Annotated in this window: 32 protein-coding genes and 3 pseudogenes; 21 read left to right on the top strand and 14 right to left on the bottom strand. The window is 69.1% G+C overall.

Features of this window, described 5'->3' with window-relative positions; all coding sequences use genetic code 11:
- Window positions 1-91: 91 nt before the first annotated feature.
- Entirely contained in the window at window positions 92-421 is a 330-nt protein-coding gene (locus ACIBLC_RS27855) for an ABC transporter permease (protein ID WP_399213974.1), read from the bottom strand.
- An 88-nt stretch (window positions 422-509) separates the two neighbouring features.
- Between ACIBLC_RS27855 and ACIBLC_RS27850 the strand changes: the two are divergent.
- The 4 genes and pseudogenes from ACIBLC_RS27850 to ACIBLC_RS27835 all read left to right on the top strand — a co-directional run.
- Window positions 510-1,490 (top strand): annotated as a pseudogene (locus ACIBLC_RS27850) (sensor histidine kinase); the annotation flags it as partial.
- 7 nt (window positions 1,491-1,497) lie between these two features.
- Window positions 1,498-1,671: pseudogene (locus ACIBLC_RS27845) on the top strand (ATP-binding protein); the annotation flags it as partial.
- A 219-nt stretch (window positions 1,672-1,890) separates the two neighbouring features.
- On the top strand, window positions 1,891-2,430 hold the full coding sequence (locus tag ACIBLC_RS27840) for an EF-hand domain-containing protein (protein ID WP_399214142.1): 540 nt from the start codon (window positions 1,891-1,893) through the stop codon (window positions 2,428-2,430).
- Between the two features lie 388 nt (window positions 2,431-2,818).
- Window positions 2,819-3,187 carry a hypothetical protein gene (locus ACIBLC_RS27835; RefSeq protein ID WP_399213973.1) on the top strand — a complete coding sequence of 123 codons (369 nt, stop codon included), beginning with the start codon at window positions 2,819-2,821 and terminating at the stop codon, window positions 3,185-3,187.
- A gap of 164 nt (window positions 3,188-3,351) precedes the next feature.
- Here the strand turns inward: ACIBLC_RS27835 and ACIBLC_RS27830 are convergent, their stop codons facing one another.
- On the bottom strand, window positions 3,352-4,206 hold the full coding sequence (locus ACIBLC_RS27830) for a glycoside hydrolase family 43 protein (protein WP_399213972.1): 855 nt from the start codon (window positions 4,204-4,206) through the stop codon (window positions 3,352-3,354).
- Between the two features lie 196 nt (window positions 4,207-4,402).
- Entirely contained in the window at window positions 4,403-5,140 is a 738-nt protein-coding gene (locus tag ACIBLC_RS27825; RefSeq protein ID WP_399213971.1) for an SDR family oxidoreductase, read from the bottom strand.
- Between the two features lie 93 nt (window positions 5,141-5,233).
- Between ACIBLC_RS27825 and ACIBLC_RS27820 the strand changes: the two genes are divergently transcribed.
- Window positions 5,234-6,097, top strand: a complete 864-nt coding sequence (locus ACIBLC_RS27820; protein WP_399213970.1) for a LysR family transcriptional regulator — start codon at window positions 5,234-5,236, stop codon at window positions 6,095-6,097.
- A gap of 68 nt (window positions 6,098-6,165) precedes the next feature.
- Here ACIBLC_RS27820 and ACIBLC_RS27815 read toward each other — a convergent pair whose 3' ends face one another.
- Entirely contained in the window at window positions 6,166-6,753 is a 588-nt protein-coding gene (locus ACIBLC_RS27815; RefSeq protein ID WP_399213969.1) for a TetR/AcrR family transcriptional regulator, read from the bottom strand.
- Between the two features lie 110 nt (window positions 6,754-6,863).
- On the opposite strand from ACIBLC_RS27815, the gene ACIBLC_RS27810 reads away from it, so the two are divergent.
- A complete protein-coding gene (locus ACIBLC_RS27810; protein ID WP_399213968.1) occupies window positions 6,864-7,874 on the top strand; it encodes an NADP-dependent oxidoreductase in 1,011 nt (336 codons plus the stop codon).
- A gap of 120 nt (window positions 7,875-7,994) precedes the next feature.
- Here the strand turns inward: ACIBLC_RS27810 and ACIBLC_RS27805 are convergent, their stop codons facing one another.
- Window positions 7,995-9,140 carry a helix-turn-helix transcriptional regulator gene (locus ACIBLC_RS27805; protein WP_399213967.1) on the bottom strand — a complete coding sequence of 382 codons (1,146 nt, stop codon included), beginning with the start codon at window positions 9,138-9,140 and terminating at the stop codon, window positions 7,995-7,997.
- A gap of 101 nt (window positions 9,141-9,241) precedes the next feature.
- Between ACIBLC_RS27805 and ACIBLC_RS27800 the strand changes: the two genes are divergently transcribed.
- Window positions 9,242-9,640 carry a VOC family protein gene (locus ACIBLC_RS27800; RefSeq protein WP_399213965.1) on the top strand — a complete coding sequence of 133 codons (399 nt, stop codon included), beginning with the start codon at window positions 9,242-9,244 and terminating at the stop codon, window positions 9,638-9,640.
- Between the two features lie 161 nt (window positions 9,641-9,801).
- Here the strand turns inward: ACIBLC_RS27800 and ACIBLC_RS27795 are convergent, their stop codons facing one another.
- The 3 genes and pseudogenes from ACIBLC_RS27795 to ACIBLC_RS27785 all read right to left on the bottom strand — a co-directional run bounded on the left by ACIBLC_RS27795 (window position 9,802) and on the right by ACIBLC_RS27785 (window position 11,287).
- Window positions 9,802-9,972, bottom strand: a complete 171-nt coding sequence (locus tag ACIBLC_RS27795) for a hypothetical protein (protein ID WP_399213964.1) — start codon at window positions 9,970-9,972, stop codon at window positions 9,802-9,804.
- 284 nt (window positions 9,973-10,256) lie between these two features.
- Window positions 10,257-10,328: pseudogene (locus ACIBLC_RS27790) on the bottom strand (VOC family protein); the annotation flags it as partial.
- A gap of 200 nt (window positions 10,329-10,528) precedes the next feature.
- Window positions 10,529-11,287: an MMPL family transporter gene (locus ACIBLC_RS27785; RefSeq protein ID WP_399213963.1), complete on the bottom strand. Its 759-nt coding sequence runs from the start codon at window positions 11,285-11,287 to the stop codon at window positions 10,529-10,531.
- 46 nt (window positions 11,288-11,333) lie between these two features.
- Between ACIBLC_RS27785 and ACIBLC_RS27780 the strand changes: the two genes are divergently transcribed.
- The 8 genes from ACIBLC_RS27780 (at window position 11,334) to ACIBLC_RS27745 (ending at window position 17,160) form a co-directional block, all read left to right on the top strand.
- Window positions 11,334-11,528 carry a hypothetical protein gene (locus ACIBLC_RS27780; RefSeq protein ID WP_399213962.1) on the top strand — a complete coding sequence of 65 codons (195 nt, stop codon included), beginning with the start codon at window positions 11,334-11,336 and terminating at the stop codon, window positions 11,526-11,528.
- A gap of 250 nt (window positions 11,529-11,778) precedes the next feature.
- A complete protein-coding gene (locus ACIBLC_RS27775) occupies window positions 11,779-12,075 on the top strand; it encodes a DUF1778 domain-containing protein (protein WP_399213961.1) in 297 nt (98 codons plus the stop codon).
- Window positions 12,072-12,458: a fic family toxin-antitoxin system, toxin component gene (locus ACIBLC_RS27770; RefSeq protein WP_399213960.1), complete on the top strand. Its 387-nt coding sequence runs from the start codon at window positions 12,072-12,074 to the stop codon at window positions 12,456-12,458. Before ACIBLC_RS27775 ends, ACIBLC_RS27770 begins: the two co-directional genes overlap by 4 nt.
- A 684-nt stretch (window positions 12,459-13,142) precedes the next feature.
- On the top strand, window positions 13,143-13,556 hold the full coding sequence (locus ACIBLC_RS27765) for a hypothetical protein (protein WP_399213959.1): 414 nt from the start codon (window positions 13,143-13,145) through the stop codon (window positions 13,554-13,556).
- Between the two features lie 10 nt (window positions 13,557-13,566).
- Window positions 13,567-13,872, top strand: coding sequence for a hypothetical protein (locus ACIBLC_RS27760; protein WP_399213958.1), 306 nt, complete (start codon window positions 13,567-13,569; stop codon window positions 13,870-13,872).
- A gap of 95 nt (window positions 13,873-13,967) precedes the next feature.
- Window positions 13,968-15,125, top strand: coding sequence for a histidine kinase (locus ACIBLC_RS27755; protein WP_399213957.1), 1,158 nt, complete (start codon window positions 13,968-13,970; stop codon window positions 15,123-15,125).
- Entirely contained in the window at window positions 15,113-15,781 is a 669-nt protein-coding gene (locus tag ACIBLC_RS27750; RefSeq protein WP_399213956.1) for a response regulator, read from the top strand. Before ACIBLC_RS27755 ends, ACIBLC_RS27750 begins: the two co-directional genes overlap by 13 nt.
- A gap of 284 nt (window positions 15,782-16,065) precedes the next feature.
- The gene (locus tag ACIBLC_RS27745) at window positions 16,066-17,160 is read left to right on the top strand and encodes a hypothetical protein (protein ID WP_399213955.1); all 1,095 of its coding nucleotides are present in this window, start codon (window positions 16,066-16,068) and stop codon (window positions 17,158-17,160) included.
- Window positions 17,161-17,257: 97 nt separating this feature from the next.
- On the opposite strand, the gene ACIBLC_RS27740 is transcribed toward ACIBLC_RS27745, so the two are convergent.
- Window positions 17,258-17,998 carry a VOC family protein gene (locus tag ACIBLC_RS27740; RefSeq protein WP_399213954.1) on the bottom strand — a complete coding sequence of 247 codons (741 nt, stop codon included), beginning with the start codon at window positions 17,996-17,998 and terminating at the stop codon, window positions 17,258-17,260.
- A gap of 224 nt (window positions 17,999-18,222) precedes the next feature.
- Complete coding sequence (locus ACIBLC_RS27735; RefSeq protein ID WP_399213952.1) at window positions 18,223-18,876, bottom strand: NADPH-dependent F420 reductase; 654 nt, start codon at window positions 18,874-18,876, stop codon at window positions 18,223-18,225.
- Window positions 18,877-18,977: 101 nt separating this feature from the next.
- Here ACIBLC_RS27735 and ACIBLC_RS27730 point away from each other — a divergent pair, with 101 nt between their 5' ends.
- The gene (locus ACIBLC_RS27730) at window positions 18,978-19,385 is read left to right on the top strand and encodes a winged helix-turn-helix transcriptional regulator (protein WP_399213950.1); all 408 of its coding nucleotides are present in this window, start codon (window positions 18,978-18,980) and stop codon (window positions 19,383-19,385) included.
- Between the two features lie 99 nt (window positions 19,386-19,484).
- Here the strand turns inward: ACIBLC_RS27730 and ACIBLC_RS27725 are convergent, their stop codons facing one another.
- The 3 genes from ACIBLC_RS27725 to ACIBLC_RS27715 form a co-directional block, all read right to left on the bottom strand.
- On the bottom strand, window positions 19,485-20,150 hold the full coding sequence (locus ACIBLC_RS27725; protein ID WP_399213949.1) for a GntR family transcriptional regulator: 666 nt from the start codon (window positions 20,148-20,150) through the stop codon (window positions 19,485-19,487).
- Window positions 20,151-20,316: 166 nt separating this feature from the next.
- A complete protein-coding gene (locus tag ACIBLC_RS27720) occupies window positions 20,317-20,736 on the bottom strand; it encodes a hypothetical protein (RefSeq protein ID WP_399213948.1) in 420 nt (139 codons plus the stop codon).
- 316 nt (window positions 20,737-21,052) lie between these two features.
- Window positions 21,053-21,784, bottom strand: a complete 732-nt coding sequence (locus ACIBLC_RS27715) for a MerR family transcriptional regulator (protein ID WP_399213947.1) — start codon at window positions 21,782-21,784, stop codon at window positions 21,053-21,055.
- A 54-nt stretch (window positions 21,785-21,838) separates the two neighbouring features.
- On the opposite strand from ACIBLC_RS27715, the gene ACIBLC_RS27710 reads away from it, so the two are divergent.
- Window positions 21,839-22,126 (top strand): hypothetical protein, encoded by a 288-nt coding sequence (locus ACIBLC_RS27710; RefSeq protein WP_399213946.1) that lies wholly within the window; start codon window positions 21,839-21,841, stop codon window positions 22,124-22,126.
- A gap of 205 nt (window positions 22,127-22,331) precedes the next feature.
- On the opposite strand, the gene ACIBLC_RS27705 is transcribed toward ACIBLC_RS27710, so the two are convergent.
- The gene (locus ACIBLC_RS27705) at window positions 22,332-22,697 is read right to left on the bottom strand and encodes a YybH family protein (RefSeq protein ID WP_399213945.1); all 366 of its coding nucleotides are present in this window, start codon (window positions 22,695-22,697) and stop codon (window positions 22,332-22,334) included.
- 97 nt (window positions 22,698-22,794) lie between these two features.
- Here ACIBLC_RS27705 and ACIBLC_RS27700 point away from each other — a divergent pair, with 97 nt between their 5' ends.
- The 4 genes from ACIBLC_RS27700 (at window position 22,795) to ACIBLC_RS27685 (ending at window position 25,963) form a co-directional block, all read left to right on the top strand.
- Window positions 22,795-23,685, top strand: coding sequence for a LysR family transcriptional regulator (locus ACIBLC_RS27700; RefSeq protein ID WP_399213944.1), 891 nt, complete (start codon window positions 22,795-22,797; stop codon window positions 23,683-23,685).
- Window positions 23,686-23,942: 257 nt separating this feature from the next.
- Entirely contained in the window at window positions 23,943-24,293 is a 351-nt protein-coding gene (locus ACIBLC_RS27695) for a hypothetical protein (protein WP_399213943.1), read from the top strand.
- The gene (locus ACIBLC_RS27690) at window positions 24,293-24,868 is read left to right on the top strand and encodes a helix-turn-helix domain-containing protein (RefSeq protein WP_399213942.1); all 576 of its coding nucleotides are present in this window, start codon (window positions 24,293-24,295) and stop codon (window positions 24,866-24,868) included. Before ACIBLC_RS27695 ends, ACIBLC_RS27690 begins: the two co-directional genes overlap by 1 nt.
- Before the next feature lie 33 nt (window positions 24,869-24,901).
- Window positions 24,902-25,963 carry a threonine aldolase family protein gene (locus ACIBLC_RS27685; RefSeq protein ID WP_399213940.1) on the top strand — a complete coding sequence of 354 codons (1,062 nt, stop codon included), beginning with the start codon at window positions 24,902-24,904 and terminating at the stop codon, window positions 25,961-25,963.
- The last annotated feature ends 21 nt before the right edge of the window (window positions 25,964-25,984 follow it).

Below are 25,984 nucleotides of genomic sequence, written 5' to 3'. Positions count from 1 at the left end.
GGTCCGAGCCGAACGCGGCTCCGGGCCGTTGGCTCCGGTCTTCGGGCTCCGGCCCCTGGGCTCTGTCGGACTTCTGGCTCCGGTTTCGGTCTCATGCCGAGGCGAGCGCTTCCGTGGGCGCCAGCCGTGCGGCGCGCAGTGACGGGTACAGTCCGGCGATCACTCCCACCAGGACGGTCCCTGCGACGCCGCCGGCCACTGTGCTCAGGGAGATGACCGGGGGCCAGCCCTGGTACGCGGTGTAGGCGAGGGTGGCCAGGACGCCGAGCACGGTGCCGGCCAGGCCGCCGAGGGTGGAAAGAGCGATGGACTCGGTGAGGAACCGCAGCCGGATGTGACCGCGAGCGGCTCCGAACGCACTTCGGGCGTCAGACCGGCAACGTCTCGACCATGCGGCGGACGCGGTCGCGACATGCCTCACCGGCGTGAGCGTGCCCTTCGAGCGTTCACCCTCCCCGTCGGGTCGTCCGGTCATCACACTGCTGTACGACGTCTCGCTCGAGGATCAGATGGCGGGCGCGAGCAGGCAGCAGTACCGCGCCAAGCGCGCCAACGACTGCGGGCTGCTCGAACTGGACGCCGCGACCGCCGAGGAGGACCGCGCACTCATCGCTCTCAACGAGGTGGTCAACGCCTGCCTGCGGCGCCAGGGACTGCCCACGGTGCGCCTCGGACTGGACTTCGAGTCCGCCACCACAGGGCGAGGCGCCAGCGGGCACTCGGCGCAGAACTGCATCGACACCGGCCGCCGCGAACAACTCGCGCCCTACGTCGCCCCCGCGGCGCTGTTGTACGTCGGCGACACCTCCGGCTCCACGGCCGCGCCCTTCGACCTCTCGCCGACCAACGCCCTTCGGATTCTCGTCGTCACCGCGGCGGTCCTGCTGCTCGCCGCGTTCGTCACCGTCGTGACCGGCGTCCACCTGGTCCGCCCACTGCGAGCCCTGACCAAGGCAGCCCAGAGCCACGAGGAGCACCTGCCCCCGGTGCCGGTCGCCCGGCATGATGAGATCGGCCGGCTGACGGCGGCGTTCAACGGACTCTCCGAGCACCGGGCACGCACCGAACAGCAACGCAAGGTCATGGTCAGCGACATCGCGCACGAACTGCGTACTCCGCTGAGCACCATCCGCAGCGCCCTGGAAGCGACCCAGGACGGCATCATCGAGGCGGACCAGCACCTGACGGCCTCCCTCCTCGAAGAAGTCCTGCTGCTGCAGCACGTCATCGACGACCTTCAGGATCTCGCCGCCGTCGACGCGGGCACCCTGCGGCTGCACCCGGAACCCGTACCGGCCGAGGCCGTTCTGCGGCATGTGGCGGCCGCCCACCGGGCCACGGCGGACAGCGCGGGGGTCACTCTGCTGGTCCACAGCCCGGCCCGGCTGGAGCTGTGGGCCGATCCGCTGAGGCTGCGTCAGATCGTCGGCAACCTCGTGTCCAACGCCGTCCGGCACACGCCGCCCGGCGGTCGGGTCACCCTCCACGCGCACAGGGATGATGCCACCGCCGTTTATCGAGGTGACCGACACGGGAACCGGCATCGCGGAAGCCGACCTGCCCTTCGTCTTCGAACGGTTCTGGCGTGCGGAGAAGTCCCGCAACCGCAAGACCGGTGGCAGCGGTCTTGGCCTGTCCATCGCCCGGAAACTCACCGAGGCGCACGGCGGCGTGCTGTCGGTCAACAGCGTGTCCGGGCGCGGCGCCACCTTCACCATCAGGCTTTCCCGGAGCGAAGGGGAGAAGGGCCGAAACCCGGACGGGGGGGGTGAGTGTTCGCGCGCGTGTGCCCGTGGGAGCGAGGGCGCGTCCCGCCCTACAGTTGCACACCGTCAGTTGTCGCACACGGCGGCTGTCGGCGGTTCGCGTCTGTGTCGAGGGAGGCTGCTCGTGGCCAGTGCGTTTCAGGAGCGCAAGCTCAAGGGGATGTTCACCGCGTTCGACGCGGACGGCGACGGTTTTCTGCGCGAGGACGATTTCCGGGCGCTCGTCGCCCGCTGGAGCCAACTCCCGGCGGCCAGGCCCGGAACAGCGCTCGGCGCACGGGTGGAGACGCTGCTGATGGGCTGGTGGGCGGCTCTGCTGGAAACCGGTGACACCAACGGCGACGGGGCTGTCGACATGGGTGAACTCCTCGCGCTCGTGGACAGGTTGCCGGCCATGGTCGCGGACGTCACGGCGACTGCCGACACCGTTTTCGACGCCGTCGACGCCAATGGCGACGGCCGTATCTCCCCGGAGGAACACCGTCACCTCGTCGAGACGTGGAACGGACGGCCCGTTGACACGACGGGCGTCTTCGAACTGCTCGACCTGAACGGCGACGGTCACCTCAGCCGGGAGGAATTCGCGCTGCTGTGGCGCCAGTTCTGGATCAGCGACGACCCGGCAGAGCCCGGCAACTGGCTCTGCGGCAGGATCCCCGGCTAGAGCCTGTCCGGGCGATCATGTGCGGATCCAGATGCCAGGGTGTTTCGTCCTGGTGTTCTGTCTGCTCGACCCCATTTGAGGGGGTCGGCGGCGGATCGGTGCGAGCGCCTGCCGCGGCCTGGACCTGCCGCAGACGCCGCTCCCACGCCCCGTCCGTCGGCCACTGCCGATGACGTTCGTGGACGGTCTTTCACGGCCCCAGGCGGAGCAGTAGTAGTGCGAGCACGTCACGGCTACAATCCCGGCAGGGGAAAACTCCGGCGCGGGGGTGCATTGCGTGCGGGGGCATTGTGTGCGATCGCTGCATTCTTGAGACGGTCTTCAACTATCCAGGCAACGATCGATGCTTCAACTTCTACTGCACGGGATAGAACGGGTGGGGGAACCTGTGAGAAAAACTCTGCGATCACGTCTGGCTGCCGCGCTGATGGCTACCGCAGCCCTCAGTCTCGCGATTCCGGGCGCTGCCCGCGCTGCCGACGAATCCGCCGGTTCCGCCGCGTACTCATACCGCTGCGCGACGGGGACGGCGGAATCGCTGGCCGGCGGCGTGCAAATCCGGGACCAGCCAAGAAATGATGCCGATGTCCTGGTGACCGTAAAAAAGGGCAACTGGAGACAGTGCGCTCCGGGGTATTACGTCACGGGAGACCGCTACAACGGTTGCGGGGTGTACGGCGCCAGCGCTTGGATCTACCTGTGGACCCCATACGGCAACGGCTATTCCGCCATGACGTGCTGGGCCGACGCCTTCTAGGCCCTGTTGGTGATCGACCCGGTCGTCCGTGACGTTTCACAGGCCTACCAGGATGCCGCCGGGTGCCCTTGGCGATCTCACGCCCCCGGCGGCATCCCAGCTCAAGACACCCCCACCACACCTTGGACAACCGGCTTGCCCCGCGTGAAGCCGAGCTCGGCGAGCTACATCGGGCGTTTGGTGCGGTCCGCGTTCCAGGCGTGGAACGCGATGCGGTCATGGCCGTCCGGGCCCGTGTTGACGTCCTGTCCACCAGGGCCGATCATCTGGCCCGCGAAGAAGTCGGTGGTCATGAGAGGTTCGGCTGCCTTGGTGTACGGGCCTTGGAGGCTCTCGGCCACGGCATAGCCGGTCTTGTACCTCCTGCCGCCGTCGACGTCGGGTGAATAGGCGTCAGCGGAGTAGAACAGTACGTATCGTCCATCCCGATTGACGAGCGTGAGGGCCTCGACGATTCCGCCCTCCCAGTCGCGGTCCTGTTTGACCAGACCGATGGGCTGTCCGGTGAGGGAAGTGCCATCTCGGGAGATGGGCTGGAGATGGATCCAGGTGTCCATGCGGCAGCAGTTCCCGTCGCTCTTCCACAACAGGTACCGGCGACCGTTCTCCGTATAGCTTGCCGCGTCGATGGCCCCGCCCTGTTCGACGGGGCAGACCAGCGGGCGGTCACCGACCGGCCGGAAGGGCCCGTCCGCGGAGTTCGCCAGCGCGACGCCGATGCACTGCCTGCCGCCGGCTCGGTCGTGAGCGGTGTAGTGCATGGTGAATCCGCGGCCGTTGTCGTACACCTCGGGAGCCCACACCCGCGGCTCCTGCGGATGCACCCAGGCACCGAGTTCGGGCAGCGGATCCGTCCCCGCGACCGACCAGTGCGTCAGGTCGGTGGAAGTCGCGTGCTGAACGTTCCTGGCTACATCGCTGGTTGCGTCCGGCGGCTCCTGCCACGCCGGGAAGATATTCTCCGCGCCGACCTGACCGTCAACGAGCTGAGTGTCCTCGTGGGCATGGCGGCCCGCCACCAGGTCGACCCGCGCGACTCGACCGAGACACCCGGATGCCTTCTGGCGGGCCGCTGTGTTCCTGGAGGAGTGCGTCCTGCTCCGTCCGCTCCGAGCCCGCAACGAGGCGTACGGCTAAGGCGTCGCCGGCGCGACGAAATCCGCGGCCTGCGCATGGACTCGTACGCGAGAGCCGAACGGATTCGGAGCGTCGAGGTCACCAGGGGACGACGCCGTCGTCCTCGAAGAACGAACCCGTGGGGCCGCCGTCGGGCAGCGTGGCGAGGCGGATCACTGTGGCCGCGCCCTGCTCGGGAGTGCGGGGTCCTTGGAAGCCGGTGAAGTCGGTCGCGACCAGGCCCGGGCAGGCGGCGTTGATCAGGATGTTCGTGTCGGCGAACTGCCTGGCGTACTGCACGGTGACGGCGTTGAGGAAGGACTTCGAGGGTGCGTAGGCCGCCATGACGGGGCCGATCTCGATGTTCGGATCCGCCTGCCGGGTCAGGGAGGCGACGGAACTGGAGACGTTGACAATGCGTGGCGACACCCCGCGCCGTAGCAGCGGCAGCATCGCGTTGGTCACCCGGATGACACCGATGACGTTGGTCTCCACGACCGTACGGACCAGGTCAAGGTCGAGCGTGGTCGGGTCCTGCACCCAACCAGGACCCATCTCTCCTGAGATACCGGCGTTGTTGACCAGGACGTCCAGGCGCCCGGCCTGCCGTTCGATCAGTCCCGCGGCATCGGTGACGCTCCGGGCACCGGTCACATCCAGCGGCACCCCGAACGCGTCCACACCGGCGGCTCGCAGCTTCTCGACGGCGGTCTCCCGCCGGGCATCGTCGCGGGCTCCCACGCCCACGCGGTACCCGCGGGCGCCCAGCCCGGTGGCGATCTCGTACCCGATTCCCTTGTTCGCGCCGGTCACCAGCGCGATCTTCGTTTCGCTCATACCGTTGATGTTCGCTCGCGGACGAGCGGTGCATCCAACACCGATACGGTGCCCTGTCATACCCGATAGGTATCACTGAGCTACGCTTTGGACATGGACACCTTGGAGACCCGCGAGCTGAGATACTTCCTGGCCGTCGCCGAGGAGCTGCACTTCGGCCGCGCCGCCGAGCGCCTCGGCATGTCCCAGCCACCGCTCTCCCGGGCGATCCAGCAGCTCGAACGGCGCATCGGCGTCTCCCTGCTGGAACGCAACCGCCGTGGCGTCTCCCTGACCGACGCCGGAGAGGTGCTGCTGCACGAGGGCCGCGCGGCCCTCGACGCGACGGCCGCCGCCGCCCGTCGCACCCGTCGCGCCGGTGGCGCCGACAGTCCAGGTGCTCCCCGCAGTCGCCTGGTGCTGGCGGTGAAGGCCGCCAGCTCGCACGAGTTGCTGCAGAAGCTTCTCGACGCGTACGCGGCCGAGCCCGGTGCCGCCGAGATCGAAGTACTGCCGTGCGGCATGTGTGAACAGGAAGAGCTGCTGCGCGACGGCCGCGCCGATGTGGCGCTCATGCACGCGCCGTACAACTCCCTCGCCGGGTTCGACAGTGAGGAACTGCAGACCGAGGGGCAGATCGCCGTCGTTCCCAGCGGGCACCCCCTCGCCGCACGCAAGACCTTGTCCCTGGCCGACGTCAGCACAGTCCCCGATCTTCCGCTCGCCCGCTGGCCCCGCCACGGCACGTACTCACCCGGCCCGGGCCCCGAGATCCACGACCAGACGCAGCTGGCCCAGCTGATCGCCCTCGGACGCACCGTGGCCATCCTCCCCGACTCCGCCCGCTCCTGGCTTTGGGCCAAGCACACCGCCGTCCCCTTGACCGACGCACCCCCCGTCGTCACCCACATCGCCTGGCCCGCGCACAGCCGCTCCCTCACCCTCGCCGGACTGATCCGCACGGCCGCACAGCTATGACCCGCCCTTGACCCCCATGTTGGAACGCGCCCCCAGAGGGGTGCGGAGCACCTGGGCAACGTCCAGATCTACGGAACCGGGGGCGAGGTTCTCCCGCCATCGGGGCTCACTGGATGCGTCAGGATCGCGCTCACGACAACGTCGAAGAGGTGATCGGCGCGTGGGGCGAGCGAGGGTTGATCGCCGAGCCACGCGAGCGACCCGGCCAGCGCGAACAGGTCGGCGCCGTCGATGTCCGTTCGGGCCATGCCCTCACCTTGAGCGCGAGCAAGGAGTCGCGCGCCGGACGCGCGCATCGTGACGCACGAAGCGTGGAGTGCGGACTGCGAGTCCTCGATGGCAGCCACCATCAACGCCACGACACCGCGATAGTTCTGCGCGCAGGCCACGAAGTCGCGTAGCCACGACACCAGGGCGTCGTCGGCCGAGCTCGACGTTTCGAGCTCGCCTGCTTTTACCGTCAACTCGTCGAAGCTCGTACGGAGCAGGGCCTCGAAGAGTGCCTCCCGCGTCGGAAAGTGACGGATCAGCGTGGCGAGCCCCACGTCCGCCCTGCGTGCGATGTCGCGCAGCGATGCGTCGACGCCCTGCTCGGTGATGACGGCGCCCGCGACTGTGAGCAGGTGGTCGTGATTCTTCCTGGCGTCGGCACGCATCTGTCCCTCTTGACTATCCGGATCAGTGATCCATATATTCGGTTCAGTGATCCGGATAACCGGATCGCTGATCCGATCAGCGTATCCCCAGGCAGTGGTAGGAGAAAACGATGCCGACAGACACGATGAGGGCGATCCGGCTGCATGAGCACGGCGGCCCTGAGGTACTGCGTGACGACGAGGTGCCGATTCCCGAGCCGAGGCCGGGTGAGGTACTCGTTCGCGTTCACGCCGCAGGTATCAATCCTCCGGACTGGTACCTGCGGGACGGGATGGCCAACCTGCCTCCGGAGACGAGGCCGAAGTTCAGCTTGCCCGTGATTCCGGGGACGGACGTGTCGGGTGTCGTCGAGGCAGTCGCCGTGGATGTGGACGGCTTCTCCGTCGGCGACGAAGTCTTCGGCCTCCTTCGCTTCCCCAGCTTCGAGGGCAGCGCGTACGCCGAGTACGTGGCCGCGCGCGCGTCGGACCTCGCGCTCAAACCGGCCGGAATCGATCACGTGCACGCCGCCGGGGCGCCCATGGCCGGCCTGACGGCGTGGCAGTTCCTGATCGACCTCGGACACGATCACCCGTCGCCCTTCCAGGCGGCGAAGCATCGTCCGGTGCCACTCGACGCCGACACGACGGTACTCATCAACGGCGCCGCGGGAGGCGTGGGGCACATCGCACTACAACTGGCGAAATGGCGAGGTGCACACGTCATCGCGGTGGCCTCGGGCGCGCATGAATCGTTCCTGCGCGAGCTCGGCGCCGACCAGTTCATCGACTACACCAAGAGTCGCCCCGAGGAACTCGTGCACGACGTCGACCTCGTTCTCGACGCCGTCGGTGGCCCGGACAGCAGTCGCTTCCTACGTACGCTCAAGCGCGGCGGCTCCCAGTTTCCCGTGTTCTTCGCGGAATTCGACGAGAACGAGACCGCGAAGCTGGGTGTCACGGTTACGGCCACCCAGGTCCGCTCGAACGGCGCGCAGCTCGCCGAACTGGGACGCCTGCTGGACGCGGGCACGGTTCGCGTCGCGGTGGACAGCACGTTTCCGCTCGCGGATGCCCGCAGGGCGCACGAACGCGCAGCTCGAGGACATATCCAAGGCAAGATCGTGCTCACAGTCGCTTAGGAGCGGGCTGGGCAGGCGACGGACGTCGCCCGTGCACGCGGCCGCGATCAGGCAGCGCGGAGGCGTCGGTGCGGTACGCCCAGAGCCGGTCTGCTGCCGCCGGGTCGAACGGGTGGGCCGCTACGCACCGGGCTGGTCCTCGTCGCCCCGCACGGTCCGTGTTTCCTGGTTGTCCTCGAAGCAGCGGCCGGTGACGCCCTTCAGGAGCGAGCCTTGGTCGACAGCGGCGTGCTCGTCGAGGCGGCGGGCCAGCGCGCGCACGAGTTGGCGCAGGGCGGCGGGGTGTTCGATGACGAACGGGCGGTCAAGAGCGGCGAGTACAGGGGGAATCCAGTCCAGCCGTTCGGCTCGAATCCGGACGTGGATCCATTCGGTACGTTCGTCGGCTGTCGTAGGGGCGCTTGAACCGTCAGACCGGGTCTCGCCCGTATCGGCCGGGTCGACGTCCCCGGGTGTGGCCGTGGCCGGGATCGTGGACAGAGTGGCGATCTCGGCCGGCAGGTGCCTGCGAATGTGCGGGACGCTGTCGCGGATCCGCAGCGACACATCGTGGGTCCAGGGCGTGTGCGCGAGGCTGTCCAGCACTGTGGCCGCCGGATCGAAATCCGCCGGGACGGTGAACGAGCCGGACCGCACCGACATGGCGGCGATCCCCTCCAGCCGGAAGGTGCGCACCTCTCCGCCGGAGGGGTCGGCGCCGGTCAGGTACCACCGTCCGGAATGCGCCACGAGACCGTAGGGCAGGACGGTGCGGTCGCTGCTGCGGCCCTTTCGGTCGGTGTAGCTGATCTCCACCGGCCGCTGATGGCGCGCGGCCTCGGCGAGTTCGAGCAGCACATCTGCTTCCGGGGCAACGCCGGGACGCGGCCGCGTGGTGAAGTCGGCCGTTTCCAGCAACGCGTCCAGCCGTCGCCCCAGAGCTTTGGGCAGCACCCGCAGCAGTTTCGCCGCGGCACTCTCGCTCGCGGCGGCGGACGTGCTGACCAGCCCGGCCCTCCGGCCGGTCAGGAGACCGAGCAGCACGGCCAGGGCCTCCTCGTCGGTGAGCATCAGCGGGGGCATCCGATAGCCAGGAGCGAGCCGGTAGCCGCCGTAGCGGCCACGCACCGAGTCGACGGGCACACCGAGCTCAAGCAGGTGTCCGGCGTAACGACGGACAGTGCGTTCGTCGACGTCCAGACGAGCGGCCAGGTCGGGGACGGTGCGGATGCCGCCCCCCTGGAGGATCTCCAGCAGAGCGAGCACCCGGGCGGTCGATGTGGTCATCCAGAAAGTCTGCCGTACATACCGGGCGGATTCTGTCCGGTATTGGTCCTAGCGTTCGAGACAGCCCTTCAGCTGACACCATCTCTGACAGGAAACCGTTCATGAACTTCGTTTCGATCCGCGTGATCACCGACGATGTCGCCCGTCTCGTCGCGTTCTACGAACAGGTCACCGGCGTTTCGGCGACGTGGTCGACTCCTGACTTCGCCGAACTCGTGACGCGGTCGTGCACGCTCGCGGTCGCCGGCAGCCGCACCGTGGCACTCTTCGGCACCGACTCGGCACGACCGGCCGCCAACCACACGGTGATCACCGAATTCCGTGTCGCCGACGTCGACGCCGAGTACCGGCGTCTGACGCCTCTCGGTTGCGAGTTCGTCCAGAAGCCGACGACGATGCCGTGGGGCAACCGCTCGCTCCTCTTCCGGGACCCTGACGGCAACCTGATCAACTTCTTCACGCCCGTCACCCCGGACGCCCTGCAAAGGCAAGACCGCTAGCGGCTTGGCGGCGGGTCTCCCCGGTGGTCGGTGAGGAAGATCCAGCCGGTGTGTTATTCCGGTACTCCACGCATGCCGGTGCGATCGACCTTGTCACGCGACAGGGCCTGCGGGACTTCTGTGACTGTTCCGGAGTCAGCGTCACGTAGCCGACAGCTTGGTCAGTCCTCGCCTCGAATGATGTTGCTCTCCTGGTCGGAGGGGTCGAGGGCGTCCGGCTCACGGTCATCGGCACCTTGACGACGCGAGACACCGGGCGCCGCGACCGCACCGACCCCGGTCCCACGGCTCTCACGCGTCGGCTGAATGTCCGTGCTGATGCCAGGTTCCATGAGGAAGGCACCTCCTACGTCTTTTGGGCGAGTCTTGGAGTACCCAACGCCCCCTGCTCCAACGAACCGTGGGCGGGCACTCATGGTTTTCGGGCGGGTGCGGCGGGTTGTGACCACGACTCCACCGAGGCCGGAAGTGCCGCGGCCGCAACCCCATACCCACCGGCCTCTCAGCCAGGTCGCGGGTTCCCCCGAATCGGGTGCTCAACCCCGGCGTTCACGGCTCACGGAGTTCGCCAAAGCGTCGGCGAAGCGGAGTGGCTGAGGACCCGACACCCAACCTGTCAGTCGCTCGGGCCGGTACGCACGAAGAGGCAGAACGGGTGGCCCGCCGGGTCGCGCAGGACGCGTACAGCGCCCTGGGGTTGGAAGTCCGCAGGAGTCGCACCCCAGCGAGGGCCCGCCCGACGGCTGAAGACAGATCATTCACCCGCCCGCCTTCACCGCCGAAAGACATGCCCTCGATCTGGCGGTGTGGGCCTCGCGGGACAGAGGGTTCGGGGCGGCACAGGTACCGGGCTGCTCCCGGACCCGGGAGCAGCCCGACCAGGAGCAACTACGCCTTGGAGGAACCGGCGAGTTGTTCCTGCTTGTCGTGCGGCTCGGGGAGTTCTCCCCGCTCCAGAGCCCGCGCCTTCGGTGTCGACGTTCGGGAGCACCCGGTCCAGCCAGCGGGGCATCCACCAGTTGGCTTCGCCGAGGAGTTGCAGAGCCGCGGGCACGAGGACCATGCGGACCACGAGGGCGTCGACCAGGCCCACTGGAAGACCGCCACCGTCACTCCGAGGCCCGCGGCGAAGGACATCAGGAATCCGACGGTGGCCGGCAACGGCACCACGATGGACCGGAACACGAGGGTGAGCAGGAGCAGGGAGAGGCCGACGACACAGATCAGGTAGGTGATGAGGCCGGTGGAGAGCTGCTTGTTGACGTCGACGTCGACCGCCGTCTGACCGGTGACGGAGACCCGCGCACCCTGCACGTCGTCCATCGCGATGCACACGGAGGTCACCAGGTCGCTGGGGCGGGTGTCGGCCGGGCCGTGTTCGGGGGTGACGGCCACGAAGGCGACGTCCGCGTTCTCGGCGGGCTGGACGGGGCTGACGTCGACCACGCCGTCCACCGCGGCGATACTCTCCGTCGCGCCGGCCGCGGTGGCCGCCGCATCCGCACCTTCGAAGAGCACGATCAGGGGGTTCTGCTCGCCGGCACCGAACGCGTCGCTCACAGCGGCTACGACGGCCTGGTCGGCCTCCAGGTCGACCACGAGCGTCGAGACGGCAACCGGACCGTCCTCCGACACGGAAATGATCATCAGGGGTGGCTACAACGTCTACTCGCGCGAGCTCGAGGAGGTTCTGATGACTCACCCGGCCGTGTCGATGGTCGCGGTCGTCGGGGTCCCCGACGAGAGGCTCGGCGAGGAGATCAAAGCCTTCGTAGTCAAGACGCCCGGCGATCCGACCACCGAAGCGGAACTGGCCTCCTGCTGCAAGGAGCGGTTCGCCGCGTACAAGTACCCCCGGCGGTCACCTTCGTCGACGGGTTCCCGATGACCGGTGCCGGAAAGATCCTCAAACGCGAGCTGACGGAGACCGCGCCGCGGGTCTGACCGACGCCGTCATGGAGGGCGCCCAGAGTTGAGCGCGGCATCGGGTACGCGCGGTGGCGCACTCCAGGCTCCGGGCCAGGCCGCCGCACTCCACGGCGTTCAGTCCCGCAGCGGTGCCGCGGCGCCCTCCGTCCCGCGGGTGCCGTAGCCGAAGTGAGAGTCCTGAGACTGGTACCACTGGTACCGTAGGTGCCATGTCCGAACCCAAGGCGATGAATCTGCGTTTCTCGGACCCCCAGAAGCGGGCCGCCATCGCGGCAGCCGCGAAGCAGGAGGGGGTCAGCATGCAGGAGTACATCCTCTCGGCCGCGTACGACCGCGCGACCGCCGTCGAGCAGCGGTTCCTGGACGGCTTCAGGGCGTCGATGGCCCGCAGCGGCCCGGCCTTCGCGGCCGAGCCCAGCAGCGCGGACCCCGGCGCCGAGCACCGCGCGGCCGAGCGGCAGGCACGCCAGGACCTCGACCAGCAGGAGCGGGGCCACGCCGCGTGACCCATCCGGAACCGTTCCACCCGCTCGACGTCACGTTCCTGCTGCACGCCGCCGAGCTGCTCGAGGGTGATCCCCAGGTCGATGACCTCGGACCGCTCTACGCCGCTGCCGCCCGGGTCAACGCCCGGGCGATGGAACGCGACATCTACGGGTCCGTTTACCTCAAAGCGGCGGCGTTGCTGCAGACCCTGGCGAAGCTTCCCTGTCTCGAGCACTCGAACGAGGCCTTCGCCTGGCACGCGACCGAGGGCTACTTCAGCCTCAACGAGCGCCGGCTCGAGTACCCGCCCAAGGCGGCCGTCGCACTCGTACGCGACGCCGCCTCCGGGACGATCGGCATCGCCAGGATCGCCCGCCAGCTGCGCGACTGGACCGTGGCCTGAATCCGCGGCAGCTCGGGCAGTTGAAGGAGATAGCGCGGCCCGTCGGCGTGCACCGTTCGTTGCCGCGCGGCGTATGGGTGAACGTGCTCAGGGCTGAATAGGTTGGCCGGGCGGTCGGGTCGGGTCGTAGTGCGTGCGGGCGAAGTTGTCTTCTGCCCGGTGGACAGTGTCGGGTTGCGGCGGTGCCGGCCAGACGCTCAGAAAGTGCTCTTCCACCGGGGTGTCGCCCTCGTGTGCCTCGCCTTGATCGCGTCCGCGTGCCTGAACGCGGACGCGGTACCAACCCGCCCCGGCCGTCGCGAAGTTCCCGGCTTCCTCCTCGAGATCCCCGCCCCACCGGAACAGCCGGAGGGTGCCGGTCGTGCTGCAGACGCTCACGTCCACTACGGCCTGTCCCGTCCACTACGGCCTGTGCTGTGCGCGTGCCCGCGAGCCAGTGGGGCAGGGCAGAAATCGCTGAAACAGCCCGCATGCGGCTGAACGGTTCTTTCGCGCGGGCCTGTTGGTGCGGGCCCGTTGGTGTAGCCCGCTACACCAACGGTTCGGGAGGCCACTCCCTCGTGGCGGCGAGCGGGCGACGGGATCGTGGTTCCCAGAGATCGCGACGGACCCGCGCCGTCGCACGTCCCGAACCGCCGATCCCGGTCGGTTCCCCGTCTCCCCAAGGAAAGGCGGAACACCTCGATGACCGCTAACCGCCGACCCGGACGCCGCACAGCCGCCGTCGTCACCGCCGTGACCGGCGTCGTGCTGACCGCAGCGCTCGCCACCGGCTGCGATGAAGCTGACACCTCGCTGGACTGCCTCCAGAACTCCGGCACGATCGCCGACAGCCTCAGGTCGATCCATGAGGCGGGCCTGGACGCGGCGAAGGACCCCGCGCGAACCGAGGAATCCATCAACACGATCGAGAAGAACCTCGACAAGATCGACAAGGTCGACGGCGAGAAGGATGACAACAAGGTCAGCAACGCGGTCGACGACCTCACCGACGCGATCGCGGACTACAACAAGGCCGTCCTGAACGGCGACACCAACCCGGACTCCAGCAGGATCGACGCCGCGGCCGACGCGCTCAAGAACGTCTGTACGTCGTAGCGGTGACCCGGTGAACCCGTGCCTTCGCCTTGTCCCTGCCCGGGCGCGAAGCCACGCGCCCGGGCCTGCCCACCGGCTGGCCAACGCCAACGCCATCGCCATCGCCAACGCCAACAGCAGAAGCACCGCCTCGGCCGATCCCGCTTCCCTCCACAGCGGCTACAGGCTCATCGGCATGCACGAGCGCGCTCAGTCCGCCGGTGGACGGCTGCGTACGGGCCACCGCCCCCGGGGCGTATTCGAAGTCGTCGCGGAGCTGCCGCTGTGCCCGCTCCCCCTTGACGAGTCCTCGAAGACGGAGTCCACATCGCCATGAAGTCGGAGCGAAGACGGCTCGACCTCCCCCGTATGGTCACGCCCCCTCCCCGTGAGGTGATCACTTCGCGTCACCCAGCCCGTAGCCTTGTGACCATGGGCAGAGCGATCCGGACAGCCGCACGGGCAACGCTCCATCTGTTCATGGCCGCGGCGCTGGCCTTCGGTCTGTACCTGTTCATCACCGTGCTGCTGATCACGGCCATCGCCACGGTCGCGGTGGTCGGGGCGTGGATGCTGCCCGAGACGGTGCAGTTGGTCCGCCGGATCGCCGGGGTCAAACGCGGTCTCACGGCGACCTGGACCGGCCGGCGGATCCCCGAGGCGTACCAGCCGATCAGCGGCACCCTTCGCGAGCGCCTGCGTACCGCCGTCCGCGACCCTGGCACGCTCACCGACCTGCGCTGGATGGCCGCCTACTACGTCTACGGAGCCATGGTCTTCCTGGCGCTTCCGTTGTGGCCGCTGGGCCTGGTCGTCGACGGGGTGTGGTGCGGACTACTGCGCCGTGACGCGGTCGTCCTGCCTCTGATCACCCGCCTCGCCGACGTGGAGGCCGACTGGTCACAGGGCCTGCTCAAGCCCTCGCCCCAGGCGCTGCTGGCCTCTCGCGTCGAGGAACTGGCCGCCACTCGGGCGGGCGCGATCGCCGCACACGGAGCCGAACTGCGGCGCGTCGAGCGGGACCTGCACGACGGGACGCAGGCGCGGCTGGTGGCGCTGTCCATGCGGATCGGACTCGCACAACGGGCCTACGACCGTGACCCCGAGGCCGCCCGCAAGCTGCTGGCCGACGCTCAGGACCAGGCCGAGGAGGCGTTGATCGAGCTGCGGCACGTGGTGCGCGGCATTCATCCGCCGATCCTCACCGACCGCGGGCTCGTCGGGGCCGTACGGGCACTTGCCGCGACCAGCGGGCTTGAGGTGAGCGTGCGCGTGGACGGTCTGGAGGACGAGGATGTGCGGCCCCCGGCGGCGGTCGAGGCGGCTGCCTACTTCGCGGTGGCCGAGGCACTCACCAACGCCGCCAAGTACAGCGGGAGCAGGAGTGCCTCGGTCGCCTTGGAACGCCACCGCACCGGGCTGCGGGCCCTTGTGCGGGACGAGGGCAAGGGGGGTGCGGACGAGTCCGGCGAGGGTTCCGGGCTGTTGGGCATCCGCCGCCGGGTCGCCGCGCTGGACGGGACAGTGACCGTGACCAGCCCCGTGGGGGGACCGACCGTGATCGAAGTGGAGCTGCCATGCGTGTGGTGATCGCCGAGGACAACGCCCTGCTCAGAGAAGGGCTTGTGCTGCTGCTGACGTCGGCCGGGCACGAGGCGGTGGCCGTCGTCGGTACCGGCCCGGAGATCCTGCCGGCGCTGCTGGAGCACCGGCCCGACATCGCCGTACTCGACGTCCGGATGCCGCCCGGCTTCCGCGACGAGGGGCTCCGCGCGGCCCTGGAGGCACGGGAGAAGCTCCCCGGACAACCGGTACTGGTGCTCTCGCAGTACGTCGAGGAGTCGTACGCCGCCGAGCTGCTGGGCGGCGGGGCGAGCGGGGTCGGCTACCTGCTCAAGGACCGGGTGGGCCGGGTGGACGTGTTCCTCGACGCGCTGGAGCGGGTCGCGGACGGCGGTACCGCGCTCGACCCCGAGGTCGTCACCGAACTGCTCACCCGGCGCCGGGACTCGCCTCTGGACACCCTGACGCCGCGCGAGCGCGAGGTGCTGAAGCTGATGGCCGAGGGTCATGACAACACCACCATCGCCGCCCTGCTCGTCGTCACGGAACGCTCTGTCAGCAAGCACATCGGCAACGTCTTCCTCAAGCTCGGCCTGCCGCCGAGCGACAGCGGCCACCGCCGGGTGCTTGCCGTGCTCGCCTATCTGAACAGCCGAGGGCCGGGGCCGGTCCCGGCCGCCTGAACCAACGCACGCAGCGAATGCGCCCGGCCTCCGCAAGGGCCGTACGTGCGATGCGGCCGACTCCGGTCCGGCCGCATCGCGGGGCGCTCGGTGCCGCCCCACGGGCCGGCTGGGGCTGGTCGTCGGAAGCGACGACGACCTTCTCGCCGGCCACGGTCCGCCGCGGGTGCGTCCGGGACGGGTTTCCGTCCAGGGCGAAACGCTCGGTGAACAGCGTGGATGTGGTCCGTAGAAGGTCACTTGAGGGCTTCCGGCCGATGCTGGAGCCCGGCACAATCACCCGCATGACGATCACCGCGAGCGCGCCGCCCACCCGTAACCATCCGGTGGCCCTCGCGCGGGGATTCCTGATGGGAGGGGTGATCGGCGCATCGCCGGCCGCTTTCGTCGTCGGCATCGTCATCACGAACGTGGCACTGCTCGTCACGGGCCTTGCCCTGCCCGCGGTCTACGGGCTGCTCTTCTTCCTCGCCGGGGTGCCACGCCGCGCCCGGGAGGCGGCCGTCGTGCCCTGTACGGCTCTCGCGATGATCGAGAGCCTGGAGGCCATCGGGAGCGAGTCGAGCGACGTGCCGGTGCGGTTCGATCTGACCGTCGCACCGCAGGACGCGCCGGCGTACCGCGTCGAGTTCACACAGAGCATCAACCTCGTCGACCTGCCCGACTACCGGCCGCGCGGCATCCTGGTGGTCCAGTACCCGCCGGACCGGCCGTGGCGAGTGAGGATCGTGAGGCGGCCGACACCCGAATGGGAGGAACGGGTGGCCGGGGCCTACCTCGACTCGGCGCCCGGGCCGACCAGGGTGAGCGAGCCCCCAGAGGGCTCTGTCGTCGGTTTCGTGAGGCTCCTCGGCCTGCTGCTCGCCGCGGCCTCCGTGGTCTTCCTGTTCCGGGCGGACCTCTTCGACCAGGACGACACCACGGGGCCGCCGTCCTCCGCACAGCCCTCGGTCTCCTCCACGTCGTCGACCACGGTCATCTCCTCGGCGTCCGGCACGGTCACCCTCGGCCCAGGCCAGTCGCTGCTCGACAAGGGCGAACTGCGCCGAGCCATGGACTCGCTCACCAAGGACAAGGACACGGGCAAGGCACTCACGGTCGTCGTACAGGAACGCCTGCTGTCGGTCGTGTTCGCTCCCACCGGCACGCGAGTCCCGCAGTTCGACCCGAGTTCCCTGCCCTACGAACGCATCCCCGCGCTGGTCGAGGAGGCTAGGACCACCCTCGGCATCCAATCCCCACAGACCTGGCAGCTGACCGCCGAGCGCCTCACCGGCGCCCTCACCCTCAGGGTCGGCGTGACCGGCGCCGAAGGCAGCACGGCCTCGCTGGAGGCGGACGGACAGGGCAAGGTCGTACGGCGCACCCCGGCCCCCTGACCATAGAGCGGACCGGTGTGCTCCGAGGTCGTGCCGGATGAATGGAGCGACCACCCCCTGTGGATGGCGCTGGCCGAGGTGTCGTCGAGCCTCGGCGTCAGGACAGGGCGAGGACGCAGAACTCGTGGCCCTCCGGGTCGGCCAGGCACGTCCACGGGACGTCGCCCTGGCCGAGGTCGAGGTCGGTGGCGCCGAGGGCCCGCAGCCGGGCCACCTCCGCTGCTTTGTCGTCACCGGGGTATGGCAGCAGGTCGAGATGGACGCGGTCCGGCACGGTCTTGACGCCGGGCGTGCGGAGGAACTCGAGATACGGTCCGACGCCCCTGGCGGAGCGCAGCGATGCGTTTTCGTCGGTCACCTCGTGCAGGGTCCAGTCCATCGCCTCACCCCAGAACCGGGCCATGGCCCGCGGATCCGCGCAGTCGACCACCACCGCGGCGATCGGCCCGGTGTCCCGGTAGATCTCCCGGGGCTCCAGCACGCAGAACTCGTTGCCCTCCGGGTCGGCGAGGACCGTCCACGGCACTTCGCCCTGGTCCACGTGGGCGGGCGTCGCACCGAGATCCAGGAGGCGCGCGACCAACTCCGCCTGATGGGCCGCGGAGGTGGTGGCGAGATCGAGGTGCACACGATTCTTGGTTGTTGTCTTGGGTTCCGGGACGGGAACGACGTCGATGCCGACGGCGACCGGGTCCGGCCAGACGAGGCCGCCGGCGGGTCCGACGTAGGTGGTCACACCGGGGCTGTACGCACTCCAGCCGAGCGCCTCCGCCCAGAACCGGCCGACCGTCGAGCCGTCAAGGGCCTTGATGTTCACCTGAACAGGTCGCAGTGCCATGCCGGCGATCCTATGCACCCGCTCCGCAGCGACATCCGCGCCGTCGCCGAACAGAGTTCAACTCGCTCACCGGCCACGACGCTCAGCCATCAGCCGCGCTGGCCAGCCGCGACGCTCAGCTCGCCAGGTAGAGCGCTCAGTTCAGCCCCGACATGTGTTCGCGCGAGTTCCCAGGCCGGTGACGGACCGACACCGCCCGCCAACCGGCCCTGTCGGGGCGCGGGTCAGTTCACCGCCTCAGGTGAAGGGACACGCGGGACCGCGGAGTTGGGGTCGAAACCCGCGAACGCCAGCCCGATGACGAATCCCGCGGCCTCCTCCAACTGTCGGACCCGGTCCAGTCCGCCCACAACCGCCGGCGTCCCCCCGACATCACGCACCAGCCCGCTGACCACATCCAGGGCCGCCCGATCATCACCGCACATCGCCACCGTCACCCGGGCGGCATCACCAGCGGGCGGGCTCGTCCACTGCCCGGCGGGAAAGAGATGGAACGCCTTCACCACACGAGCGCCCGGAGCAAGCCCCGCGATCCGCCCCGCCATCGACTCGCCCTCTCCGGTGAGCAGAACACCCACACCATGCGCGACAGCGTTCGAGGGATCGATCAACGGCGTATCCTCCAGCACACCGCCGGACGCACCCGCCAAGGCCAGCATGTCCCCGACGCCGTCCCACGACACGGCCAGCAGCACCGCGTCACGCCCGGCGGCCGCCTCACGCGGCGTGACGGCGAGCGCTCCGTGCCCCAGCCGCTCAGCAAGCTTCTCCGCCTTGGCCTGCGACCGTCCGCCGATCGCCACCTCATGCCCCGCTCGTGCCCAGCCCTCACTCAGGGCCGCCGCCAGCGTTCCCGTTCCCAGGATTCCGATGCGCATCAGCGCCGCCTCTCAAACCGCGGTCAGATTCAGGCAGCCACGGTAAGGAAGGCGTTACGCACCAACAGGTGCGTGCCCCGTGCGCGATGATGGGCGGCGAGATGACCGACCACGAAACCCACTGCTACGAACTGGTCGCCGACTGCCAACTCCGCGCAGCCACCGACCTGTTCACCCATACCTGGGACCCCGTCGTACTCGCCGCCCTACGCACCGGACCGCGCCGGCGTCACGCCCTACGCACCGCCATCGGCGCCATCAGCGACAAAGTCCTCACCGACACCCTCCACCGCCTGCACGCGAACGGGCTCATCGACCGCCACGCCCACGCGCAGGCACCACCCCGTGTCGAATACGGCCTCACCAGCCTTGGACAAAGCCTCGTCGACGGCCCCATGACAGCACTCGGACGCTGGGCCATCGAACACAGCGACGAACTCCTCGACGCGCAGGAACGCACCGCACGCACCCCACCGGACACACAGGCGACCCCGCACCGCGGCGGCTGACCATGATGCGAGCGAACGCCGCGCTTCTGTCTGTGCCCGGGACAACGAGTAGCGCCTGTCGCCCTGCTCTCCGACTCGCCTGCGATCAGCCCGAATACGTCAACGGCTCGGCCTCGGGGGAAAACGCGTCCTGGCGTCCACCGTGTGAGCGCGCATGACCTGCTGGGCGCGTGCGTCATCGTGGGCGGCGATGGCCGCGATCAGCTCGCGATGCTCCACCCAGGCCTGACTGACAATGGGTGTGTAGTACCGACGGACCCTCTGCTCGACATGGGCGGCCAGCTCGGCGAGCACCGCGTTACCCGCCAGTTCCATGACACAGGCGTGGAACGTGGCGTTGGCGATCACCACCGCGTCCACGTCGTCGGCGGCGACCGCGGCCTCGCCCCACTCGCACAGCTCGTCCAGCCGCTCGAGTCCGTCTGTCGAGGGACCCACCGCGGCCAGGCGCGCCGCCTCGGTCTCCAGCAGTACGCGGACGACGAAGAGCTGATCGGTCTCGTCCCCGGTCGGCTCGTGAACGAAGGCGCCCTGGGCAGGACGAAGGTCCACCCATCCTTCGGTGTTCAACCGCTGCAGCGCCTCTCGTACGGGCTGCCGGGAGACCCCAAGATGACCCGCGAGCTCGCTCTCCACCAGGTGCTGACCAGGGTGCAGCGACCGTGAACTGATCAGCTCCAGCAGCGCCCCGTACACCTGCTCGCGTATCGATCCCGGGCGCTCCAGCTTGGGTATGGATCCGTGCGGAAGCTCGTTGAACAGCATCTCGCCCTCCGATGGCCTCTCTTACTTCCTCAATCTAGGGACCCGGCTCGCTGTTCGGGAGAGTCCGGGAGAGTACCGGGCGAGGGAACCGGATCGAGGTCGGATGGCCTCAGACCAGGACTTGATACCCGTGGGCAGAGGCTCGTCCGGCTGCACGGGATGTGGATCAGCGGCCGTAGCGCTTGCAGAGCAGGGGCTTGTGGAATCCGTCCGTGAGGCAGACCCGCACTACCGCCGCTCCGCCGGGGACGTTCGCCGGCACATCGAAGTGGAAGCTGGCGCTCGCGGCGCACACGATGTTGTCGCTGAGGCCGTCTCCCAACTGCCCGTCGTGGGTGTCGAGGGTGTACGCCCGCGTCGCCCGGCAACTCTCCACGCTGGCCGCGCTCACCGATTTGTGCTCGCCGATCACGACGACCTGCCGGTCGTACCAGGTGATCAGGCCCTTCGTGTACGTGTTCCCGACGGTGATGTCGAATTCGCTGATCGGGTAGTCGGCGGCGTGGGCGTCGGCCGCTGGGGTGCCCAGAAGCGTGCCCCCAACCAGCACGGCGGCGCCGAGAGCAGCGGCAAGGTGAGTACGCATGCGGTCTCCAGGAAATAAGGCCCGTCGCGGCGATCGACCGAGAACTGCCCCAGTCTTCGGGTGTGCGTTGATCACGTCTATGACAGATCGAGCCAACCCGACGCCTGGGGGAACCGCGGCACGGCACGTGGATGGCACCTGGCACGACGGCTATCAGCTGCGCGCGGCCACCGTGCCACTCCCCCGACGGTGTGATCCCTCGTGATCGTGATGAGGCGGGCTTCGCCGATAGCGCGAGGGGAAGCCCTGGGTGGTGCCGACGGCCCGGCCCATCGTGTAGGCGGGTAGTCGTGGTCATCGAGCCGGCCGCGCCGAGTCATTCGTCCAGCCGCGCGCGAATGAGCGTGTCGAGTCGCCGCCACGCCGGGGACGAGGCGTTGACCGTGCCCTGGATGAGGCCGGGGATCTCGGAGGCCGCGTCGAGCCCGGGCAGTTCGCGGAGTCCATATCGTTCCCGAGTCGCCTCGGTGATCCGGTGGGCGAGGTCGTCGATGCGGGGATCCTCGGCATCGAGGTCGTGTGCGTGGTCGTAGTCGAGGAAGAGTTGCCGTAGACCCGGGTCGGCGAGGCTGTCGGCCTGGTCGTCGAACAGGGTGATCGCGCGGTCCGGGTGGGTGGCGAACACGAGGATCCACAGGTCGCGTTGCAGGTCCACCCATCGTGGCGTGAATCCCCAGCGGGCCAGGTCCTTCAGGTAGGCGCCGACCTCGGTGGGCTGCGGCGCGAGCCGTCCGGCGGCGAGCTGGCGCAGGCGTCCCTGCGTCGACCGCAGGCCGCGGATGCGAGAGTCGAGCTCGGCGTCGATCTCGCGCAGCGCCCGCTGAAACTCCTCGTCGGTCGCTGATCTCAGGTCCCTGATACGGGCCAGGGGGACGCCGGCTTCCGCGAGGGTGCGGATCTTGATCAGGTCGATGGCATCGCTCGCGCCGTACCGCCGATAGCCGGACGCATCACGGTCGGGCTCGGGAAGCAGTCCCTTGTCGTGGTAAACGCGGATGGTCTTGATCGACACTCCGACGTACCTGGCCAACTGCCCGATGGTGATCATCCGGTCATCTTTCCACTTGACCCTTCCCCTGGGGCAGGGTTGCACCATAGGGCCATGGCGAACATGAATGCTGATCGGGAGACGTTGCGCGCGCTGGCCGACGAGGGCAACGAGACCGCTTTGGACCGGCTGGCCGACCTCGCCGACGCGGACGGCGACCTCGGTGCGCTGAGCGAACTGCTGGACGAGGGATCCATGCACGCTGGATCCCTGCTCACTCGCCGCGCGGCCGCGACCGGCGACCTGCGCGAGTTGCAGCGGATCTCCGACGCCGGGTACGACGAGGCCGGCAGCGAACTGGACCGGCGGCTGAAGACTCGGCCCGACAGGCATCGCGACTGAGCCTCCGGCAGCCCACTCTCCCCAGCCGAGGGGCGCTTGGAGATGGCGCAGCCGCTGTTCGTCAAAGGCGGCGACTCCCGCTATGGACTGCGCGAGCCAGGACAGGAAGAAGATTCGTGCCCATCACGAGCCCGAGCGAGCGGGAGAGGACAGCCTGACGCCGGTCCCGCGTGCCGGCACCTCCAGCGAGGACGGTGAGACGGGTTCAGCGAGTGGGCGGTACGAACTCGGGCTGGTCCAGCAGGCGCAGCCAGCTTCCGTCAGGCTGGCGCCGGACGACCTGCGCCCGAGCGCCTGCCCCGTCTTTCGGCGGCGTGGATGTGAGGGCGATGTCGCCGCTGATCAGCGTCGGCAGCGGTTGTTCCGGCTCGAAGCGGGGGCGGTTGGCCAGCACCTTTTCCCACAGTGCACGAATCGCCTCCCGGCCCACCGTCCGGCCGCCGGGCGGATAGGCCATCACCGCGTCCTCTTCGTAGAGCTCGGCGACCCCGGCCGCGTCACCGGCGTTGGACCGTTCGACGAACAAGCGGGTGATTTCTTCGGGCCGCATGGCCTTCTCGTACTCCGGCACTGATGCCTCCTGAGGTCGGCTTTGGCACCTCCCAGCCTGAGCGCCCGATCGTCAGAAGTCCAACAGATGGATCTGCTTGTAACTAGAATTCACAGTCATGGATCTGAGGCAACTGGAGTACTTCGTCGCGGTCGCTGAGGAGCGGAACTTCACCCGGGCCGCCGAGCGAGTACACATCAGCCAGTCCGGCGTCAGCGCCCAGATCCGCCAGTTGGAGCGTGAACTCGGCGCCGAGTTGTTCGACCGGTCGGCGCGAACCGCCACCCTTACTGTCGCGGGAACGGCAGCGCTCGAACACGCCCGCGCCGCGCTCGCGGCGGCCGGGGCGGTGGGCCAGGCGGTCGGCGAGGTCACCGGCCTGATCCGGGGGCGACTCACGGTCGGGATGGTGATGGGCTGCACCCTCACGCCACTGTTCGAGGCGCTCGCCGTGTTCCACCGGGCGCATCCCGGGGTGGAGATCTCGCTACTGGAGGACAACTCCGACCGGCTCCTCGATGGAGTGCGCGCCGGCACCATCGATCTGGCTCTCATCGGGACAGCAACCGCCATCCCCGACGGGGTGGACGCGCTGACAATCATCAGCGAGCGGCTCGTCGTAGCCGTTCCGGCCGGGCACCCCCTGGCGGGCCGGAGGCGGGTCACTCTGCGCGACCTCGTCGGACACCCAATCGTGTGCATGCCACCCGGCACGGGCCTGCGTACCGTATTCGACCAAGCCTGTGCCGCACAGAATCTCCAACCCGTGATCGCGCTGCAAGCCAGCGCCTCGGATGCCATTGCCGACCTCGCCGCCCGCGGACTGGGCGTCGCCGTCCTCAGCGAATCGATGGCCGCGAGCTACCGCGACCGGCTCACCGCCCGCACCATCGACGACGTCGCGACACCCGCCCTGCTCGCCCTGATCTGGAAACCCCCGCACAACCCCGCCGCGCGCGAGTTGCTCGCGCACAGCCGACAAGCGTTCGCCGAGCTCGACCCTGCGTAACGAGCGTGCGTTGAGGAAAGGGCTTCGAGGCGAAGGGCTTTGAGGCGAGGAACCTCGACCCGCGAGCACCGCCACCAAACCTCAGCCGTGTCGTGCCAAGTCAGCCCTATGGCGACCCCCATGCCCACTAAATAGTTCGTTATAGTGAACGCATGGTTCATCAGAATGCGACTCCTTCGCGCAGGCGCATGGGGCAACTACCTTCGTGGAGGCAAGCCCGCCGACCGGGGTGGCTGGGAGACGCGGAGATCATCCCGGTGCGAGACCGCCGGTCGGGGCTGGTCGTGGCGATGACGCCCGAGGACGGCAGCCTTCTGCTCTTCACCGAGGGACAGGAAGCACGAGCCCGGATCGGCCTTCTGGCGCGGACGGTTCACACCGCGCCGCACGCCGCACTGGCAGCCGTGGTCGCTGACGATCTGCCGGTCTTCGCACGCCGCCCCGCCGACGGGCAGCGCGTGGTGCACCTGCACGAGCTGCCCGCCGCGCCCGGCGGAGGCACGCATGTGCACAGCCTCGGCAACCTGGCCGAAGTGGTGCTGCCGACGCCGAAGGTCAAGAAGGGCCGTATCCGCGTGGCCTACAACGCAACGCACAGGAGCCGCTGATGACGCCCCCGCCGTCCGGCCGTCAGCCGGTGAGCAGCACCGCGGCCGCGGTCGGTACGAAGATCCGCCTGCGCCGGCAGCAGCGCGGGATGAGTGCCGCCGAGATGGCCCGGCGCGCCGGACTGAGCAAGGCCACGCTGTCGCAACTGGAGGCCGGCAACGGCAATCCGACGATCGACACCCTGGACGCGATCGCGATCGCCCTGCGCATCCCGATCGCCGACCTGCTGGCGCGGGACGCCGACACCGGGCCGGTCTTCCGGCCGGGCACGGACGTCGAGCCCGGCGAGGTCTCCCGGGAACTACTGCGCCGTATCAGCAGCGGCAACAGCCTGGAGATCTGGCGGCTGCGCATTCCGCCCGAGACGGAGCTGCCCGGCGTCCCGCACGCCACCGGCACGATCGAGCACCTGCTCGTCGCCACCGGACACGTCACCGCCGGCCCCGTCGACGCCCCGCAGGATCTGGGCCCCGGCGACATGCTCGCCTTCGCCGGGGACGCCCCGCACTTCTACCGCACCGGCGTCGAGGAAGTGGACATCACCGTCGTCTTCGCCTCCCCCATCAGCGCCTGAGACCGGGCAGCACCTGAGACCAAGGAAGACCCCATGAGCACCACCCACGCGATCACCCCCTCCAGCCGCGCCTTCAGCAGCGACAACATGGCCGGAGCATCCCCGCAGATAGCCCAGGCCGTCGCCGACGCGGCCACCGGGCAGGTCCTGCCGTACGGCAACGACCCCTTCACCGACAGCGCCCGCCGCAGGCTCTGCGAGATCTTCGAACGGGACGTCGATGTCTTCCCGGTGTTCACCGGGTCCGCCGCCAACGGCCTGAGCCTGGCCGCCCTCACCCCACCGTGGGGCAGCGTGCTCTCCCACCCCGACAGCCACATCAACACCGACGAATGCGGCGCTCCGGAGTTCTTCACCAACGGCGCCAAGCTCGTCGGCGTACCGGGCGCCGACAGCAAGATCGACCCCGAAGCGCTGCGGGCGGCGGTGCGCCGCCGGGCCGGTGACGTGCACAGCGTGCAGCCGTCCGCGGTGAGCATCAGCCAGGCCACCGAGAGTGGCAGCGTCTACTCCCTGGAGGAGATCCGTCGGCTGTCCGCCATCGCCAAGGACGCGGGACTGCGCGTCCACATGGACGGCGCGCGCTTCGCCAACGCCCTGGACCATCTCGGCGCCACCCCGGCCGAGATGACCTGGAAGGCCGGCATCGACGTGCTGTCCTTCGGTGCCACCAAGAACGGCGCGATGACCGCCGACGCCATCGTCTCCTTCGACCCCGCACTCGCCCCGGAGCTCGCCTTCCGCGCCAAACGCGCCGGCCAGCTCGCCTCCAAGATGCGCTTCCACACGGCCCAGATCGACGCGTACCTCACCGACGGCCTCTGGCTGCACAACGCCCGTCAGGCCAACGCGATGGCCACCCGGCTCGGCGACGGCCTCAAGACCATCCCCGGCGCCGGCCTTCTGGCCACCCCGCAGGCCAACATCCTCTTCTGCCGCCTGCCCCAAAAGGTCACCGAAGGACTCCTCGCCGAGGGTTACGCCTTCTACCACGACCGCTGGGAACCGGGAATCGTCCGGCTCGTCACCGCCTTCTCCCACAGCGCCACCGACATCGACCAACTCCTCGACGCGGTCCGCCGCCACACCCAATGAGGACGAGCGGGGAGCCTCCTG

Source organism: Streptomyces sp. NPDC050535, assembly GCF_044457665.1.
In the GTDB taxonomy this organism is placed as follows: Bacteria; Actinomycetota; Actinomycetes; order Streptomycetales; family Streptomycetaceae; genus Streptomyces.
The sequence above is the reverse complement of the archived record's forward strand: the minus strand, read 5'-3'. Positions and strand labels throughout refer to the sequence as shown.

Coding starts and splice junctions, on each gene's coding strand:
- ACIBLC_RS27825 (WP_399213971.1), bottom strand. CDS start 5,140: ATGAGCGAAACGAAGATCGCGCTGGTGACCGGCGCGAACAAGGGAATC.
- ACIBLC_RS27820 (WP_399213970.1), top strand. CDS start 5,234: ATGGACACCTTGGAGACCCGCGAGCTGAGATACTTCCTGGCCGTCGCC.
- ACIBLC_RS27815 (WP_399213969.1), bottom strand. CDS start 6,753: ATGCGTGCCGACGCCAGGAAGAATCACGACCACCTGCTCACAGTCGCG.
- ACIBLC_RS27810 (WP_399213968.1), top strand. CDS start 6,864: ATGCCGACAGACACGATGAGGGCGATCCGGCTGCATGAGCACGGCGGC.
- ACIBLC_RS27805 (WP_399213967.1), bottom strand. CDS start 9,140: ATGACCACATCGACCGCCCGGGTGCTCGCTCTGCTGGAGATCCTCCAG.
- ACIBLC_RS27800 (WP_399213965.1), top strand. CDS start 9,242: ATGAACTTCGTTTCGATCCGCGTGATCACCGACGATGTCGCCCGTCTC.
- ACIBLC_RS27795 (WP_399213964.1), bottom strand. CDS start 9,972: ATGGAACCTGGCATCAGCACGGACATTCAGCCGACGCGTGAGAGCCGT.
- ACIBLC_RS27785 (WP_399213963.1), bottom strand. CDS start 11,287: ATGATCATTTCCGTGTCGGAGGACGGTCCGGTTGCCGTCTCGACGCTC.
- ACIBLC_RS27780 (WP_399213962.1), top strand. CDS start 11,334: ATGACTCACCCGGCCGTGTCGATGGTCGCGGTCGTCGGGGTCCCCGAC.
- ACIBLC_RS27775 (WP_399213961.1), top strand. CDS start 11,779: ATGTCCGAACCCAAGGCGATGAATCTGCGTTTCTCGGACCCCCAGAAG.
- ACIBLC_RS27765 (WP_399213959.1), top strand. CDS start 13,143: ATGACCGCTAACCGCCGACCCGGACGCCGCACAGCCGCCGTCGTCACC.
- ACIBLC_RS27755 (WP_399213957.1), top strand. CDS start 13,968: ATGGGCAGAGCGATCCGGACAGCCGCACGGGCAACGCTCCATCTGTTC.
- ACIBLC_RS27750 (WP_399213956.1), top strand. CDS start 15,113: ATGCGTGTGGTGATCGCCGAGGACAACGCCCTGCTCAGAGAAGGGCTT.
- ACIBLC_RS27745 (WP_399213955.1), top strand. CDS start 16,066: ATGACGATCACCGCGAGCGCGCCGCCCACCCGTAACCATCCGGTGGCC.
- ACIBLC_RS27740 (WP_399213954.1), bottom strand. CDS start 17,998: ATGGCACTGCGACCTGTTCAGGTGAACATCAAGGCCCTTGACGGCTCG.
- ACIBLC_RS27735 (WP_399213952.1), bottom strand. CDS start 18,876: ATGCGCATCGGAATCCTGGGAACGGGAACGCTGGCGGCGGCCCTGAGT.
- ACIBLC_RS27730 (WP_399213950.1), top strand. CDS start 18,978: ATGACCGACCACGAAACCCACTGCTACGAACTGGTCGCCGACTGCCAA.
- ACIBLC_RS27725 (WP_399213949.1), bottom strand. CDS start 20,150: ATGCTGTTCAACGAGCTTCCGCACGGATCCATACCCAAGCTGGAGCGC.
- ACIBLC_RS27720 (WP_399213948.1), bottom strand. CDS start 20,736: ATGCGTACTCACCTTGCCGCTGCTCTCGGCGCCGCCGTGCTGGTTGGG.
- ACIBLC_RS27715 (WP_399213947.1), bottom strand. CDS start 21,784: ATGATCACCATCGGGCAGTTGGCCAGGTACGTCGGAGTGTCGATCAAG.
- ACIBLC_RS27710 (WP_399213946.1), top strand. CDS start 21,839: ATGGCGAACATGAATGCTGATCGGGAGACGTTGCGCGCGCTGGCCGAC.
- ACIBLC_RS27700 (WP_399213944.1), top strand. CDS start 22,795: ATGGATCTGAGGCAACTGGAGTACTTCGTCGCGGTCGCTGAGGAGCGG.
- ACIBLC_RS27690 (WP_399213942.1), top strand. CDS start 24,293: ATGACGCCCCCGCCGTCCGGCCGTCAGCCGGTGAGCAGCACCGCGGCC.
- ACIBLC_RS27685 (WP_399213940.1), top strand. CDS start 24,902: ATGAGCACCACCCACGCGATCACCCCCTCCAGCCGCGCCTTCAGCAGC.